General features: G+C 56.8%; 13 protein-coding genes. 5 read left to right on the top strand and 8 right to left on the bottom strand.

The genetic code is table 11. The annotated features are described in order from the left end of the window. Nucleotides 1-32 precede the first annotated feature (32 nt). Both leuB and M504_RS06490 read right to left on the bottom strand, forming a co-directional pair. Nucleotides 33-1,133, bottom strand: coding sequence for a 3-isopropylmalate dehydrogenase (leuB, locus tag M504_RS06495; RefSeq protein ID WP_047489260.1), 1,101 nt, complete (start codon nt 1,131-1,133; stop codon nt 33-35). 55 nt (nt 1,134-1,188) lie between these two features. Next, entirely contained in the window at nt 1,189-2,355 is a 1,167-nt protein-coding gene (locus M504_RS06490) for a 2-isopropylmalate synthase (protein ID WP_052200476.1), read from the bottom strand. Nucleotides 2,356-2,476: 121 nt separating this feature from the next. Here M504_RS06490 and M504_RS06485 point away from each other — a divergent pair, with 121 nt between their 5' ends. Both M504_RS06485 and M504_RS06480 read left to right on the top strand, forming a co-directional pair. Continuing rightward, complete coding sequence (locus tag M504_RS06485) at nt 2,477-3,400, top strand: LysR substrate-binding domain-containing protein (RefSeq protein WP_047489257.1); 924 nt, start codon at nt 2,477-2,479, stop codon at nt 3,398-3,400. 152 nt (nt 3,401-3,552) lie between these two features. Next, nucleotides 3,553-4,155 carry an outer membrane protein gene (locus M504_RS06480; RefSeq protein ID WP_047489254.1) on the top strand — a complete coding sequence of 201 codons (603 nt, stop codon included), beginning with the start codon at nt 3,553-3,555 and terminating at the stop codon, nt 4,153-4,155. Nucleotides 4,156-4,223: 68 nt separating this feature from the next. On the opposite strand, the gene M504_RS06475 is transcribed toward M504_RS06480, so the two are convergent. The 3 genes from M504_RS06475 to M504_RS22655 all read right to left on the bottom strand — a co-directional run bounded on the left by M504_RS06475 (nt 4,224) and on the right by M504_RS22655 (nt 8,154). Next, nucleotides 4,224-4,814: an outer membrane beta-barrel protein gene (locus M504_RS06475; protein WP_047489251.1), complete on the bottom strand. Its 591-nt coding sequence runs from the start codon at nt 4,812-4,814 to the stop codon at nt 4,224-4,226. A gap of 161 nt (nt 4,815-4,975) precedes the next feature. After that, a complete protein-coding gene (locus tag M504_RS06470; RefSeq protein WP_047489248.1) occupies nt 4,976-6,910 on the bottom strand; it encodes a hypothetical protein in 1,935 nt (644 codons plus the stop codon). Between the two features lie 110 nt (nt 6,911-7,020). Continuing rightward, on the bottom strand, nt 7,021-8,154 hold the full coding sequence (locus M504_RS22655) for a TonB family protein (protein ID WP_047489245.1): 1,134 nt from the start codon (nt 8,152-8,154) through the stop codon (nt 7,021-7,023). 368 nt (nt 8,155-8,522) lie between these two features. On the opposite strand from M504_RS22655, the gene galE reads away from it, so the two are divergent. Together galE and M504_RS06455 are read left to right on the top strand one after the other, a co-directional pair. After that, nucleotides 8,523-9,494 (top strand): UDP-glucose 4-epimerase GalE, encoded by a 972-nt coding sequence (galE, locus tag M504_RS06460; protein WP_047489242.1) that lies wholly within the window; start codon nt 8,523-8,525, stop codon nt 9,492-9,494. A 40-nt stretch (nt 9,495-9,534) separates the two neighbouring features. Continuing rightward, nucleotides 9,535-10,083 carry a DUF421 domain-containing protein gene (locus tag M504_RS06455; protein WP_232296183.1) on the top strand — a complete coding sequence of 183 codons (549 nt, stop codon included), beginning with the start codon at nt 9,535-9,537 and terminating at the stop codon, nt 10,081-10,083. On the opposite strand, the gene M504_RS06450 is transcribed toward M504_RS06455, so the two are convergent. Further along, nucleotides 10,084-10,281, bottom strand: a complete 198-nt coding sequence (locus tag M504_RS06450) for a hypothetical protein (RefSeq protein ID WP_047489238.1) — start codon at nt 10,279-10,281, stop codon at nt 10,084-10,086. It abuts the gene before it with no gap. An 87-nt stretch (nt 10,282-10,368) separates the two neighbouring features. Between M504_RS06450 and acs the strand changes: the two genes are divergently transcribed. Further along, a complete protein-coding gene (gene acs, locus M504_RS06445) occupies nt 10,369-12,339 on the top strand; it encodes an acetate--CoA ligase (RefSeq protein WP_047489235.1) in 1,971 nt (656 codons plus the stop codon). A 21-nt stretch (nt 12,340-12,360) separates the two neighbouring features. Here the strand turns inward: acs and M504_RS06440 are convergent, their stop codons facing one another. Then, nucleotides 12,361-14,778, bottom strand: a complete 2,418-nt coding sequence (locus M504_RS06440; protein WP_084214166.1) for a PAS domain S-box protein — start codon at nt 14,776-14,778, stop codon at nt 12,361-12,363. A 9-nt stretch (nt 14,779-14,787) separates the two neighbouring features. Next, nucleotides 14,788-15,321, bottom strand: a complete 534-nt coding sequence (locus tag M504_RS06435; RefSeq protein ID WP_047489232.1) for a DUF4440 domain-containing protein — start codon at nt 15,319-15,321, stop codon at nt 14,788-14,790. Nucleotides 15,322-15,357: the final 36 nt, after the last annotated feature.

Genomic DNA, 15,357 nt, shown 5'->3' with positions numbered 1-15,357 from the left:
GGCAAAAGCCCGGTGTTGCTCAACAGAAATGTTTAGGACGCAGCAGCGCCCAACTCGGCAGTGACCTGGTCAAGGACGAGTTGACCCATCTTTGAGGTGCTGACGGTCTGCTGTCCGGGAATGTCGCCACGTGCAATGTCGGTCGTGCGATATCCCGCCTCCAATACCTTCACCACAGCGTCCTCGATGATCTTTGCTTCGGCATTCAAGCCGGCGGAATGACGAAGAACAAGCGCAGCAGTGAGGATCGCGCCAATCGGATTAGCCTTCCCCTGTCCTGCAATATCCGGTGCGGAGCCATGCACGGGCTCGTACAGGTTTACCTTGCCGCCAAGCGTGGCAGAGGGAAGCATGCCGAGCGATCCAGTGATGACGCCGCTCTCGTCGGAGAGGATGTCGCCGAACAGATTCTCCGTAAGCACTACATCAAAATCACGCGGACGATTCATCAGATGGATCGCCATCGAATCCACCAACTGGTGTTCGAGGGTGACGGTGGGATAGTCCTTCGCAACTTCTGTAACAACTGCGCGCCACAACTGCGAGCATTCCAGCACGTTCGCCTTGTCAACGCTGGTGACCTTCTTCTTATCGCGCTTCGCGGCGATATCGAATGCGATCCTGGCAACGCGCTCTACTTCATGGCGTGTGTAGACCATCGTGTTGTGCGCGCGGTCGGTCGTCTTGTCCCATGCGCGTGGCTGGCCAAAATAAAGACCGCCCAACAGTTCCCGAACAAAGAGAATATCCACGCCCTCGGTGATTTCAGGGCGCAGCGGCGAGTTATCCGCAAGAGCCTTGTACGCCGTCGCAGGGCGAAGATTTGCAAAGCCGCCAAGCTCCGCACGAATCTTCAGGAGGCCAGCTTCCGGACGCTCGCTGGGCGGAAGGGAATTGAACTTGTTGTCACCAACGGCGCCAAGGAATGCAGCGTCGCTGGCAAGTGTCTCTTTCAGTGTCTCTTCCGGTAGCGGCGTTCCGTGTGCGTCAATCGCTGCGCCGCCAATCAGCAGCGAGGTGTACGTAAAGGTGTCTCCACCCGCGGCTGCAACGGTGTTCAGTACATTCACTGCTTCGTTGGTAACTTCCGGGCCGATGCCGTCACCGGCGAGGAGCGCAATCTTCAGATTCATCGTGGTCGAAACTTTCCTTGCAAAATGGTTGCGATGAAACGGTTAGGAACAAGAACTAAACAGTGGTAGTTTGCGGCACAAGCGCCGTAATGTCCTGATCGTAGATATCCTTCTTGCGATCAGCCAACGCGGTAAAGCGCGTGTATACCTGGTCCAGTTCTTCCTTCGTCAGGTTGAATCCAAGTTCCTTCAGGCGATGTTCCAGTGCGCGGCGACCGCTGTGCTTGCCCAGCACAATCGTGTTGGCATCCACACCAAAGTGCGCGGCGGACATGATCTCGTACGTTAGCGGGTTGGCCAGCACACCGTGCTGGTGAATGCCGCTGGCATGCGCGAATGCATTCTTGCCTACGATTGCCTTGTTGGGCGAAGGCGTGAAGGAGATGATCTCGTCCAACATGCGGCTCGTTGGTCCAATCTGGTCCAGAACCAGATTGTTGGTGTACGGGAATACGTCATTCCGAATCTTCAGAATGGCCGCAACCTCTTCCAGAGATGCATTGCCGGCACGTTCGCCAATGCCATGCATTGCCACTTCCACTTGGCGCGCGCCGCCTTGCAGGCCTGCCACTGTATTGATTACGGCAAGGCCAAGGTCATCATGGCAGTGCGTCGAGAAGATGATCTTGTCAGCATTGGGAATGCGGCTGCGGATCATTTCAAACATGGCGCGGTATTCCGCTGGCGTGGAGTAGCCCACGGTATCTGGCAGGTTGATGGTGGTTGCTCCTGCGTCAATCGCCGCCTGCACAATCTGCACCAGAAAATCTGGATCAGAGCGAGTAGCATCTTCCGCGGAAAACTCCACGTCGTCGGTGTAGGTCCTGGCCAGGCGAACGCATTCCGCAGCCTGGTCCAGCGCCTGCTGGCGCGTGATGCGGAGCTTCGCTTCCAGGTGCAGATCGCTGGAAGCGATGAAGGTGTGAATGCGATTTGAGGCGGCCGACTCAACGGCTTTTCCGGCGCGTTCAATGTCAATGGTCTTGCAGCGGGCGAGTGCGGCAATGCGCGGTCCTTTGACCTCGCTCGCAATCGCACGGACAGACTCAAAATCGCCATCGGATGCGATTGGAAACCCGGCTTCAATAATGTCCACGCCAAGCGATGCAAGCTGGTGGGCAAAGCGGAGCTTCTCCGCATGGTGCATGGTGCAGCCCGGTGATTGTTCACCGTCACGCAACGTTGTGTCGAAGAAATACACGCGATCGGAAGCAGTGCTCATCGTTTTCCTCTGAGACACAGTATAGCGATAAGGAATCCTTATATGCAGTGATAGCGTCATCAGAAGTGCTTATAGTGGAGAGAGCGGCCGGATTGAGTGTCGGCTTCTTCGGAGATACGCCGTGGACCTGTTTGCCCTGGAAACCTTTCTCGCAGTAGCGGAAGAGCGCAGTTTTTCTCGCGCTGCCGTCCGCCTGCACCGAACGCAGCCTGCTATCAGCCAGGCCATCTCAAAGCTGGAGGGCGAACTTGGCGAGGCGCTTTTTGACAGGGCAGCGCGTGAAGCCTCATTGACGGACGCGGGCGAAGTGCTTCGCGAATACGCCCAGAAGTTGCTCAATCTGCGTGTGGAGGCAAAGCACGCCCTGGGTGAGCTCCGCAGCCTGCATCGCGGGAGCCTGAATCTCGCCGCGAACGAATACACCTGCCTTTATCTGCTGCCTGTGTTGGATCGTTTCCGGCGAGTGCATCCGCGCGTCAAGGTCAGCGTGCAGCGTAGTCTGGCCAGCCGCATCCCGGATGATGTGCTTCTGCATTCGGTGGAGATTGGAGTGCTCAGCTTCAAGCCGGAAGACCGGGCACTGAAATCGATCGTCGTCTATCGGGATGAGCTTGCGTTCGTCGTGAATCCTCGACATCCGATGGCGAAAACCGAGGAGGTGTCGATCCGCGACCTCGGCGGCCAGCACTTTGTTGCGCACAACGTGCCGTCACCGCAGCGCGACAAGGTGTTTGAGGCTTTCCGCAGGCATCGTACGAATCTTCGCATTGATGTGGAATTGCCTAGCCTGGAGGCGGTTCGCCGTTTCGTGGAGCTAGGAAATGGAGTGGCGCTGGTTCCTGCGCTGACGGTGGAGCGCGAGCTGAAATCAGGGGCTCTCACTCGCGTTCGGGTCAAAGAGCTACAGATGGAACGTAAACTGAGGCTGGTTCATCGCCGTGAGGCGAACCTGTCTCATGCCGCGATTGAGTTTCTGCGTGGCGTCCGAGAGTATGCGGAGCTCACCGGAGGGTCCTATTGTTTCCTTCCAGAACGTGGAGATTAAGCTTCCGAGTAGAAGGAAAGTTTCATTTCTGCAAGATTCGCTGCTCACCGAATGGCAGCGCCGCAGTCCTAACAGGTACAATCAGAAGCTGTACGTCCTCTGCGCGCGCCCAAAGGGCGCCACACCGAACGACGTTGAGGTTGGTCATACGAATGAAGAAATCGATGTGGATGTGCGCCCTGCTCGCTGGCGCGTTAGCGGCTCATGCTCAGGAGAGCCGGCAGGATGTAAGCATCAGCGCTTTGGGGAATATTCCTCCCCAGGTCAACGGACGCGGTATTCAGGTCAATGCAGATATGGCATTGGGTGCGCTGGCAAGCTACCGTTTCATGCTCACGCCGCGTAGCGCGCTGGAAGCGAATTACTCCTTCTCGCAGTACATGACGCAGCTGCGGAACACCAGCTTTAACACCTACCAGATCCACACGCGTCAGCAGGAAGTCTCGTTTGGCTACGTGTATAGCCGCAATTACCGTAACTACAATCCGTTTGCGGAAGTCGGTATTGGCGCGTACGTGTTTTCGCCCATTCGCGATTTCGACACGCAGTCGCTGGACGCCAAGCGTCAGTTGAGCCTTGGCGGCTTCTTTGGAGCCGGTGTTGCGTATGAGATCAGCCCCAGCTACGACATCCGCTTGGGCTATCGCGGTGCCGTAGTGAAGACGCCCAGCTTCAAGCTGCCGTCGGACGCCTACAACACGGGCCGCTACGAAGTGATCTCCATGCCGACGCTCGGTGTGGCATACCACTTCTAAGCCTCGCACAACGTTAAAAAGCCCCGGAGCAATCCGGGGCTTTTTAACGTTGTCGCTTGAACCACGATCTAGTGGAAGTGGTACGCCACGCCAACGCTGAGGGCCTGCGGAGAGAGGGAACGGTTGTAGTTAAAACCGGTGTTATCCGGAAAACTAAACCAGTGTTGATAGTCGTAATCTCCGCGGATGTTGATTGAGCGGGTGAGGTTGTAATCCACGCCACCGCCGAACGCCATCAGGTTGAAGGCGAGGTTAGCGCCGAACGGAAAGCCGTTGTAGCCCGGAGGGAAGTTGAATACGCCTCGACCATACGAAGCACGCGCATAAGGATTGAAACGGTGTTTCCGTGTAATGACGTAGCGTACTCCGAGTTCATAGGTGCGCTCGGAGAGGTCATTGTCGCTGGAGTTCGCCTGGCGGAAATTGAATTCCGCGCCCCAGTGAGGCTTGAAGTCGTAAGCGGCATATGCGCCGTAGCCTAGAAAACGCCGCCCATAGTCCGGGTGCACGACTGAAAAATATCCGCCGACTTGAAGATCGGAGTTGCGATAAGCGGTGGCGGTAGTGGCCTGACCGTTTGCACGCGCCGAAAATTGTGAAAACAAGAATACGGTGGCAAGCACCGCAGCAAATTTGGCTTTTTGGATTCGTAGCGGCAAGAGGACTCCTTTATGCCTGTAGCTCAATTCCGTCTGGGCTTTTACTTCAGCCCTTGCACACACCGTGGGAGCTTACAGAGGAACAAACAGTTTCTTGGGTCGACCATCTTTGGAACGTTCTAAGCCGGACGAGTAGGTACGCACCCGTCCGGCTTAACCCATTACTGTCGTGGTGCCGGCGGGTTCGCCGTTCCAGTTGTGCCAGCAGCTGGAGCCGGCGTAAGTGTTGTGTCCGCAGGAGGTGCTCCTGCAGAAGGTTGAGCCTGTGCGGGAACTGCCGTGGTCCCTGTTCCTGCCGGTGGTGCGCTGATGGCATTGCCGTTGGCATCGGTCGTTGCATTGGCGCCCGCGGCTGCTGCAGCTGCTCCGTCCGCTGCAGGCTTGTAGTAGCTAAGCTTCAGGTACACCGGAGTAACTTCAAACGGCATCTTGTCGCGCGACGACAGCAGAGGTTCATAGGACGCGTGCATCTGTACCACTTGATCGGTCCAAGGGTCGAAGCGCAGGAACGATGACAGTGGCATAGCCGCATTCTGCTTCAGGTCGTTTGGATCCAGCTTCGGACCTTTGCCAATCAGCGGCTGAAGCCAGAAGGTATTCGTCTTCACGTCCTTTACCAACGAATCGCCAACCATCGGCTCGTTCAGCGCCGTAAGGGCCTTCGAGCGAGTCTGCAATTCTGCCAGATAGAGACCGAACTGACTTCCAGCGTCGTTCAGTTCCTTCGGCTGGAGCAATTCCAGAGCCTTCTTCGCTGCCTCTTCGTTGTCCTTATCCGTGTGATGCATCGGGATCTTCTCGAAGGTCGAAGTATCGGGGAAGAGGAGGCGATCGTTGAACGCGTACTTCGTATCCAGGCGATGTCCCTGGATGATGTGCGCCACCTGGAAGGCGATAATCGCGTACAGGTTGTTCACCTGTTCGTTGTTATTGCCAGGAATCGCCGTGGTATCAATCAGACCCTTCGAAAGCACGATCGTGTTGCCGATGGCCAACGATTCCAGTGGTTCCGTCAGCAACGTACGCACACGAATGGGGCGCGCCACCTGAATGTTGTTGTAGGCCAAGATGTTTCCGGCAACCTGCTCCAGAATCTTGTCGAAGTCTGAGGGAGCATCCAGCAAGCCCGCCTGGAAGAGCCGGTTTACAACGTTATCCTCTGCCTGCTGTACCCAAGCGCGCTGCGCGCCAAGAGGCGATGTATCCTGTGCATCGTTCGAGACGTCGGTTGCGCCCTGAACCTCCACATCGACGTTCTCGGCATCGCTGGTGGGAACCTTCAGAGCGTACCCCCACACGTGATTCACAGCCTTGAACTTCACCGTATTTTCGGTGCTCTTGGGATCGCTCTCTTCTACGTAGAACGACGTCGGCAGCCACAGGTTCTCCTGTACGTTCGTGCGCCAGGAATCGAAGTGATAGAACTCGCGGAAGTCCTTCTCGCTGCCAGCAAAGGAGCCGTTGAAGCGAACGATGTTTCCGTTCCGGCGTTCCACCCAGATGCGGCCAAAGAAGCGTCCGCGGCTGCTGCCCTTAGCGGGTTCCACGTCGAACACCATCGTTGGAACCGAACCGAGAAAGTCATTGCGAACAAAGCCGAAGTTGTAATTCGTCTTGTCGAACCCGTGGGCATCCACCAGGATCATCTGGACAAAGCCCACTTCATTGAACTGCAGGTGGAACGATTTGTTGATGCCCGTGATGAAGGAAACGGAATTCTTGAAGAATCCCATCTTGCCCTTTGCCTTGTGATTGTCAACGGTCTCGTAGGTCTCTCCGTTGAGAACCTTCTTGAACTCCACACGGCCCAGGAAGTGCTGATCGGAGACAGGAACCTGTAGAAGCGCCGGATCGGGCTTCATGTTCTGGATATAAGTCTCAACGAGTGGTGCGCGCTCCTGAATGACTTTGATGACTTCCTGCTCGCGCGCAATGGCTTTGTCCAGAAGAGCGGACTGGGTCGGGGTGAGCTTGCGTGCGGGTAGATCATCCTTTTTCTTCTTGCCTAGGATTGGAAATGCCAGCGCCGGCACCGTTGATGCGGTAAGAAGTGTGGCGGCAACACCCGCGATGCAAGACCTGCGAAGGTTCCTCATGGTTTGGATGGCTCCTATGAAAGTCCCGGGTAGGGAACTGTTTCAGCGTACAAAAATCTAAGCGGAATTGGGTCAGAATCTCCGGCTCTGTGCAGAAGATCCATCTCCCCTCAACCGGCGAGCTGGAAGTTAATGTTGACCACGCCGTCCCAATCGGTCGGTTGACCATTGGCCATTGCGGGTTGGAAACGCATGCCCTGTACCGCTCTCACCGCAGCTTGATCCAGGCCATGGCCAAGACCGCTTTGCACGCCCATCACGGAAACAGATCCGGATGCTGAGACGTGAATTTTGATGTAAACGGTGCCTTCAAGGCGTAGGCTTCGGGCTTCTTCCGTATATTCCGGCTTCGGTTTATAGATAACCTTCGGCGCACTCTTGGCTGGACCGGTATTGACCTGCGCTTGCGGGATTGCCGGAGGGGTAGGTCCCTTTGCAATCGCAATGGCACCCACGGGCTTCGCGGTCAGAGGGCCGGTGCCTCCTGGAACGCCAGTATTGATGCCCTTGATCGGCTGTGCAGCCCGGTCGTGGCCACCCATCTGACCGTTCGGCGAGCCGGAACCGGCAATGGCAATGGCCGATGGCGGGCCATAGCCGGTATTGCCTGCGGGCATTCCCGGTGCGCCACTGTGTCCCAGGTTTACCGGAGACACTGCAGGGCCACTGGTGTTGTTGATCGGATTGGTCATGCTTCCCAGGCGAACAGCGGACGGGTGAGCATCGTGATTTGGAACGGATGCTGCCTGCGCAATGCTGATAGCTACCGGCTTCGGCGCGGGAGGAGGCGTTACCGCTTTCGGCGGCGCGGGCGTGATGATCGGCTGCGCCTTCAGAACAGGCTGCGGCTGGATCTTCGGTGGCTCCGGGACCTCAATCTTTGGAACATTCGGCAGGATCTTCGGCGGCTCGACCTTCACCACCGGCGGCTTGGGGAGCTTTGGAGGTGGCACCGGCTTCGGAGGTTCTGGTGGCTTCACATTGTTGAATGTGATGGTCTTCTCGATATGCTGCTCGACGACGCGCCTCGCCGTCAGAACGCTGATCCAGATGAGGAGCGCAGCCAGAGTGGTGTTGATGAAAAACGCAGCCAAGAAGCGGTTCTTGCGCTTCTCTGTGTCTTCCATCACGCCAAAAGTCTTAAAGGCTAAATCCCGCTGCGAAGGAATCGTATCGTTTGCCGGAGACGCATTCTGGCTCCCGGGCACGCGGTTCCGCTCGTGATCAGGCACTTGGTTTGCCATATGTGGTGCAATCCTCAAAAATTCAGTTTCGATAGGCGATGACCAGAGTCTTTGGTCTGCCTTGGAACCGGGTTCTTGTGTGCGCCGCTATTACGGTCGCGTTGTTCTACGAATGGCGCTTCCACGTAATTCATCCGGGAGGATTGATCGAGTGTAAGGCAGGATTGCGCCGGAACTTAACAGCTATGATAAGCGAGCCGGACCGCAACCTGATCGAAATCCGTTTCACTTTCACGCAAAATCAACTTCAGGAATCGCCTCCATAACTCCAACAGGGGATGAGACGGTGGAAACACGAAAAACGTACACATGCCTATGCAAGAATCGTAGGCAACGTTGTATTCCCATCGACGAGTGACGATAAACCCATGAATTATTTGGTTACCGGCGGTGCCGGCTATATCGGTGGCACAGTCAGCCGCCTCCTGTTGGACCGTGGCCATAGCGTGACGGTTTATGACAATCTTTGCCACAGCAAGAGGGAAGCGCTCCCCTCATCTGCAACTTTTGTGGAGGGTGATATCGCCGATGCGAATCTGCTGAGCCAAACCCTCCGGGACGGCCAGTTTGATGGCGTACTGCATTTTGCCGCTCTCATCGAAGCGGGCGAAAGCATGAAGCGCCCGGATGTCTACTTCCGCAACAACACGGCGGGCACACTCACCCTGCTGGAATGCATGCAGCAGACCGGCACACAGCGCCTCGTGTTCTCCTCCACTGCTGCCTGCTATGGCGAGCCCAAGCGCGCTCCCATTGAAGAGACCGACGATCTGAAGCCAACGAACGCCTATGGCGAAAGCAAGCTCCTCAGCGAATACATGATGCGCTGGTTCTCGGAACGTATGGGCCTTCGTTACGCTGCGCTGCGTTACTTCAACGTGGCCGGAGCCATTCCCGGTTACGGCGAGGCGCACGAGCCAGAAAGCCATCTGATCCCGTTAATTCTGGACACCGCACTCGGCTTGCGCGACAACATTCGCATCTACGGCGAGGACTATCCCACGAAGGACGGCACCTGCGTCCGCGATTACGTTCACGTAGCCGACCTGGCGGAAGCTCATTTATTGGCGATGGAGTCGCTCGCAACGCAGGAGAGCGCCATCTACAACATCGGCAATGGTCAGGGATTCACCGTACGCGAGGTGATTGATAGCGCACGCCGTGTCACGGGCCGTGAGATCCCGGTCATTGTGGAAGCGCGCCGCCCGGGCGATCCCGCGGTGCTGGTCGCCAGTTCCGCAAAGATTCAGCGTGAACTCGGATGGGCACCGAAATTCGATCAGCTCGATGCGATTCTTGCCACGGCGTGGGATTGGCATCAGAAGCTTCGCGCTGTTTAGAAGCTCCCTAAGGATGTAGGCTGGCGGCATGTTGCATGACATGTTGCACGTGCCCCTGCCCATCCTGGAGAAAATCCTTCGCCCCATCATCGTCTACTTCACGTTGATCCTCCTGCTTCGCGTATTCGGCAAACGTGAACTGGCTCAATTGAACCCATTTGATCTGGTGGTTCTGCTGTCGCTGTCGAACACAGTCCAGAACGCCATCATTGGCGAGGACAATTCGTTGCTTGGTGGCCTGATCGGTGCAATGGCATTGCTTGCCGCCAACTGGTCCTTGAACCGTGTTCTCTTCGCGATGCCGAAGCTCAATAGGGCTCTGCAGGGAAGCAGCAGGACCCTTATTCGCAATGGCAAGGTGGATGAAGCTGCCATGCGCGATGAAATTCTCACCCATGAAGAACTGGTGGAAGTTCTGCACAAGCAGAGCGTGCGTGGATTTGCGGATGTGAAGGAATGCACGCTGGAGCCTGGCGGCACGTTTTACGTGGAGACGCGCGAAGAAAGTTTTCCCAGTGCGCGGCATCAGGAAATCCTGAAGAGGCTGGACGCCTTGACGGCGGAAGTGAAGGCGTTAAAACAGGCCTGATTACTTTTTCCCTTCCATCTTCTTCACTTTGGCCAGCTCTTCATGCCAGCGCTTGGGCTTGATCGCCAGGGCCATGTCGCGTAGAGCCTCGCGGTACCCGCCCATGTAGATGGAATACATCACTGCCAGGGCGCATCCCACGCCAAACATGAATCCAAGTGCAACACCGATCAACGTGGAGATAGCAAATCCGTACATGCAAAAAGCGTAACAAGTACCGAATACTTGAGACGATTCGGGTGCTGGCATGGCCAGTCGTATTGTCGGCAACGTAGAATGTCGCGCATGGCTGCAGAGACAACCAGCGTTCCCTCTTCCTTCACGTCGTCCCTTCGCGAAGACCGCATTTTTCCACCACCAGCCGAGTTCGCGGCGCAGGCAAGCATCCGTTCCCGTGAGCAGTACGATGAGCTGTATCGTCGCTCCATTGAAGACAGTGATGGCTTCTGGGCTGAACAGGCGCAGCTCCTCGACTGGTTTAAGCCCTTCCATACCGTGCTTGAATGGGATGTTCCCCATGCGAAGTGGTTCACTGGCGGCACGCTGAACCTTTGCTACAACGCAGTGGATCGTCATGCACAGGGTGCACGCGCCTCCAAGACGGCATTGATCTGGGAAGGCGAACCGGGTGAAGTTCGTTCGCTTACCTATGCAGAACTACACATTGAGGTGCAGCGCTTTGCAAATGTGCTGAAGAACCTCGGTGTGAAGAAGGGCGATCGTGTCGCCATCTACATGGGCGTGTCGCCAGAGATTGTTTTGGCTGTACTCGCCTGCGCGCGACTGGGCGCGGTGCACAACGTTGTCTTTGGCGGATTCGCTGCTCACGCACTCGCGGACCGCATGGCAGACTCAGAATGCCGCGTGCTCATCACGCAGGATGCGGGCTTCCGTCGCGGACAGGAAGTGCCTCTGAAGTCCATTGCGGACGAGGCTGTAGAACGTACGCCCGGCATCGAGCATGTGCTGGTCTATCGTCGCAGCGGACGCGAAGTTTCCATGAAGGAAGGTCGCGATCACTGGCTACACGAAGAGCTTGCCAAGGTCAGCAGCGAATGCCCTGCTGAGCCCATGGATTCAGAAGATCCGCTCTTCATCCTGTACACCAGCGGCACCACCGGTAAGCCCAAAGGACTGGTCCACACCACCGCTGGATACGGCCTTGGGACCATGCTTACGTCCAAGTACATCTTCGATCTGCAGGAGCAGGATGTGTACTGGTGCACTGCAGACGTGGGTTGGATCACTGGCCACAGCTACGTCGTCTACGGTCCACTGTTGAATGGCGCTACGGCACTCCTCTACGAGGGCGCACCAAACTGGCCTGAGGTCGATCGTTTCTGGAATATCGTCGATCGCCACAAGGTGTCCATCTTCTACACAGCACCCACCGCCATCCGTGCCTTCATGAAGTGGGGCACCGAACATGTGCGCAAGCACTCACTCGCCACACTGCGTCTGCTTGGCACAGTGGGCGAGCCCATAAACCCCGAAGCGTGGATGTGGTATCACCGCGAAATTGGCCACGAGCGTTGCCCGATTGTGGATACGTGGTGGCAGACAGAAACGGGCTCCATCATGATCGCGCCCATTCCTGGTGCAGTCGCCACAAAGCCCGGTTCTGCAACGCTTCCGTTCCTGGGAATCTTGCCGGAGATTGTCACGAAGGAAGGCGAGCCAGTTCCGCCGGGGCACGGCGGCCTGCTGGTCATTCGTAAACCTTGGCCTGCGATGGCTCGCACGATCTATGGCAATCCGGAGCGCTATCAGGCCGCTTACTGGAGCGAAATTCCCGGCAGCTACTTCACAGGGGATGGCGCTCGTCGCGATGAAGATGGCTACTTCTGGCTGATGGGCCGTGTGGATGACGTGTTGAACGTCAGCGGACATCGCCTGGGCACCATGGAAATTGAATCGGCTCTCGTCGCGCACACCAAGGTCACCGAGGCGGCTGTCGTCGGGCGCCCCGATGATTTGAAAGGTGAAGGCATCGTTGCTTTCGTTTCCGTTGAAGACGGAATCGAAGTCGACAAGGCGCTTGCAGATGAGTTGAAGAAATTCGTCGCCAAGGAGATCGGTGCGCTTGCGCGTCCTGATGAAATCCGTTTCACGCAGGCGCTACCAAAGACGCGTTCAGGCAAGATCATGCGCCGTCTGCTGCGCGAACTGGCTGCGACGGGCGATGTGAAGGGCGACACCACGACACTCGAAGACTTCAGCGTGGTGGCCAAGTTGAAAGAGAAGGACGAGGAGTAATCGTTCGCTAAGCTAACGAATCTACTTGTGCAGATGGCTGCTCGGTTCCGTAGGAAGTGTGAACAGGAACCGGGCGCCGCTGCCCAGTTTGCTCTCAGCCCAGATATGTCCACCGTGCTGTGAAACGATGCTGCGGCAGATGGCCAGTCCCAGTCCCGTGCCACCCATCACACGCGCATCCGAAGCATCCACCTGCTGAAAACGCCCAAAGATCAGTTCCAGTTTGTCGCTGGGAATGCCGCGACCGTGGTCTCGCACTTCAATCGTGGCCTCTCCCGGGGCGCTGTAGTGCGCTTCCATGTGGATCTCGCCACCGCTAGGCGAGAACTTAATGGCGTTGGAGAGCAGATTTGTAAGCAATTGCAGAATGCGATCACTATCCGCCCACACGTGCACGCCCGGCTCGCCATAGGTGAAGCGGATGTTATGTTTGGCGGCCATACCGCTGAGCAGATCGGTCGCACGATGCATCAATAGGTACACATTGACGTCGCCCGAATGCAGTTCTGCTTTACCGGAACCGATGCGTTCCAGTTCCAGAATATCGTTCACCAAATTCACTAATCGATCCGTGTTCCCAATGGCGATGCCCAGCATCTGCTCTGCTTTTTCGGGGCGTGTTTTCAACGCGCCTGAAGCAATCAGTCCAAGCGATGCACGCATACTCGTCAACGGTGTACGAAGTTCATGCGACACGGTGGAGACGAATTCGTCCTTCATGCGATCCAGCGCGCGTCGTTCTGTTGTATCCGTGAACGCCACCACAATGCCCGTTGCTCTACCGTTATCCACCATGGGGCAGGCGACATACTCCACTGGAAAGCTGGTCCCATCTTTCCGCCAGAAAACATCCCTGCTCACACGTACCGTCTTCGAATCATGGGTGGAGTTGAGGATCGGGCAATCGCTCTCTGCATACGGCGATCCATCCGCGTGCGTATGATGCGTCAACGCGTGCAGACTTTGTCCCAGGATCTTGCTTTCAATCTCATCTGGACGATATCCCAGCATCTGCGCCGCAGCAGGATTGCACACGGTGGTGATGCCATTCAGATCCGTGCCGAAGATGCCATCGCCAACGGAATCCAGAATCGAATTGGATTGCCGGGTCAGTGCAGAAAGACGTTCTTCGGCGTGAACTTTTTCGGTGATGTCAACGGCGAAACATAGCGCATAGTGCTCGCGAGTGCTGGCTTCAATCAGGCGGTTGCGATAGGCCAGCACGCGTACTTCACCATCACGATGGCTGAACTCGAAGGTTCCTTGCGCCTCACCCGTTTCACCCAGCGTATGAAGATAATCTTCAAATGTCTTCTGGTGTCGTATCGGCATGAAGTCTGTCAGAGAACGGTTCGTCATCTCCTCCATCACATAGCCCAGGTGCTCTGCACCATAGGTGTTGATGGAGATCAGCGTTCCATCCATCGCATGCGTGAACACAGCGCCGAGTGAACCTTCAATCAAGGTGCGGTAGCGAGCCTCGCTCTCACGCAGCGTCAGTTCGGCCTCGCGTTGCAGTGTGACATCTATACCCGTCGCAATCAGAAAGGCTACTTCGCCCTGAACATCAGGCAGTGCGGTCGCAGTCCATTGAATACGACGAATGGAGCCATCGCGCGTGAGCCAGCGATTCTCATAAGCAAAGGGGAAGTGTCCATCGCGCAATTGCTGATACGTTGCAATGTTCGCCTCGCGGTCTTCCGGTGGCACTAGCGTGTCCCACTCCGCACGTCCAACGACATCGCTCAGTGAAAGCCCGGAAATCGTTTCGCAGATGCGATTGAAGCGCACGATGCGTCCGGCAGTATCCAACACCACCACAAGCGCGCCCACTGTATCCAACACAGCAGATACGAAGTTGCGCTCGACTGTCAGCGCCGACTCCACACGCTGTCGCGAACGAGCATCACGGTCAGCCATGCGTGTGGTCAGGTTCAGCTCCAGCCGTGTCATCACCTGCCGCGCCATCACACGCAGTGTGGCTGCTTCCATCTCGTTTAACAGCCGCGGTTCTTCGTCAAACACGCAAAGCGTCCCAACCACCTGCCCATCGGCCGTGCGCAACGGTGCGCCCGCGTAGAAGCGATACGCAATATTGCCGACCGGGATGTAGCCGTCTGGATAGTGCCCGTCATTTGCGGCATCGGGAATCTGAAAAATGTCATCGCCCAGCACCGTCTCATCGCACGGAGCGTCCAGCCGAGGCATGGTGCGCGAAGGCAGCCCCACGCGCGACTTGAACCACACACGATCGCGCTCTACGAATGAAATGGCAGCGGCGCTCGTATCGCATATCTGCGCCAACAGCTGTGTCATCTCGTCCAGCGCAGGTTCGGGCAGGCTGTTAATTTCCAGCCGTTCCAGTGACTGCAGCCGCCGTTCCTCCGGCAGAACCGTGGAGCGTGACCTGGGATCGCGTTGAAGTCCGGTTATCGTCATCAGTCGGTCTTATGGTTTGGGCAGTCTGCAGCATTCTCCCGCATCTGCGGGTTCGTTCGCGCTGGCATCGAGCGCCACCTTCCATTGGCCGTTGATCTTCTTCCAGACGGTGATGTATCGGCCAGAGAGTACAACCTCCGCGCCATTCTTATCCTTGCCGTGACCATCGTAGTGGCCCCATGTAAATCCCATGTCGCCGCTCGGGCCCATCTGCGCGCCCAGCGGCTGCCATTTCAATTCGTATTCGCTGGGATTCCAGTTAGCTGACGCGGCAATGTTCGCTTTGCCGTAGGTCGGTTGCTTGCCGTTATTCAGCGTCAGGGCATCGTCGGCAAACCAGCTTGAGAACACCTTGCCGCCTCCCTTCGCAGTCTCATCGCTGAACTTTGAATCCAGTACGAGCAATTCAACGGTCCCGGGCGACAGTGTGGGCTGTGTCACAGGATTGTTCGTCGGCGCCTTCTTCGACAGAGGATCAAGCTGTGCCGCTGCCGTTAAAGGCAAGAGAAGAAGCAGTGCGAATCCGGAAATCGTCTTCAGCATGGAAATCCTCAATGTTTCACTTTACCCGCAGCGGCC

It is taken from the genome of Terriglobus sp. TAA 43, assembly GCF_000800015.1.
GTDB lineage: Bacteria > Acidobacteriota > Terriglobia > Terriglobales > Acidobacteriaceae > Terriglobus.
Note: the sequence above shows the minus strand (reverse complement) of the source record. Positions and strands in the feature narration are given on the sequence as shown.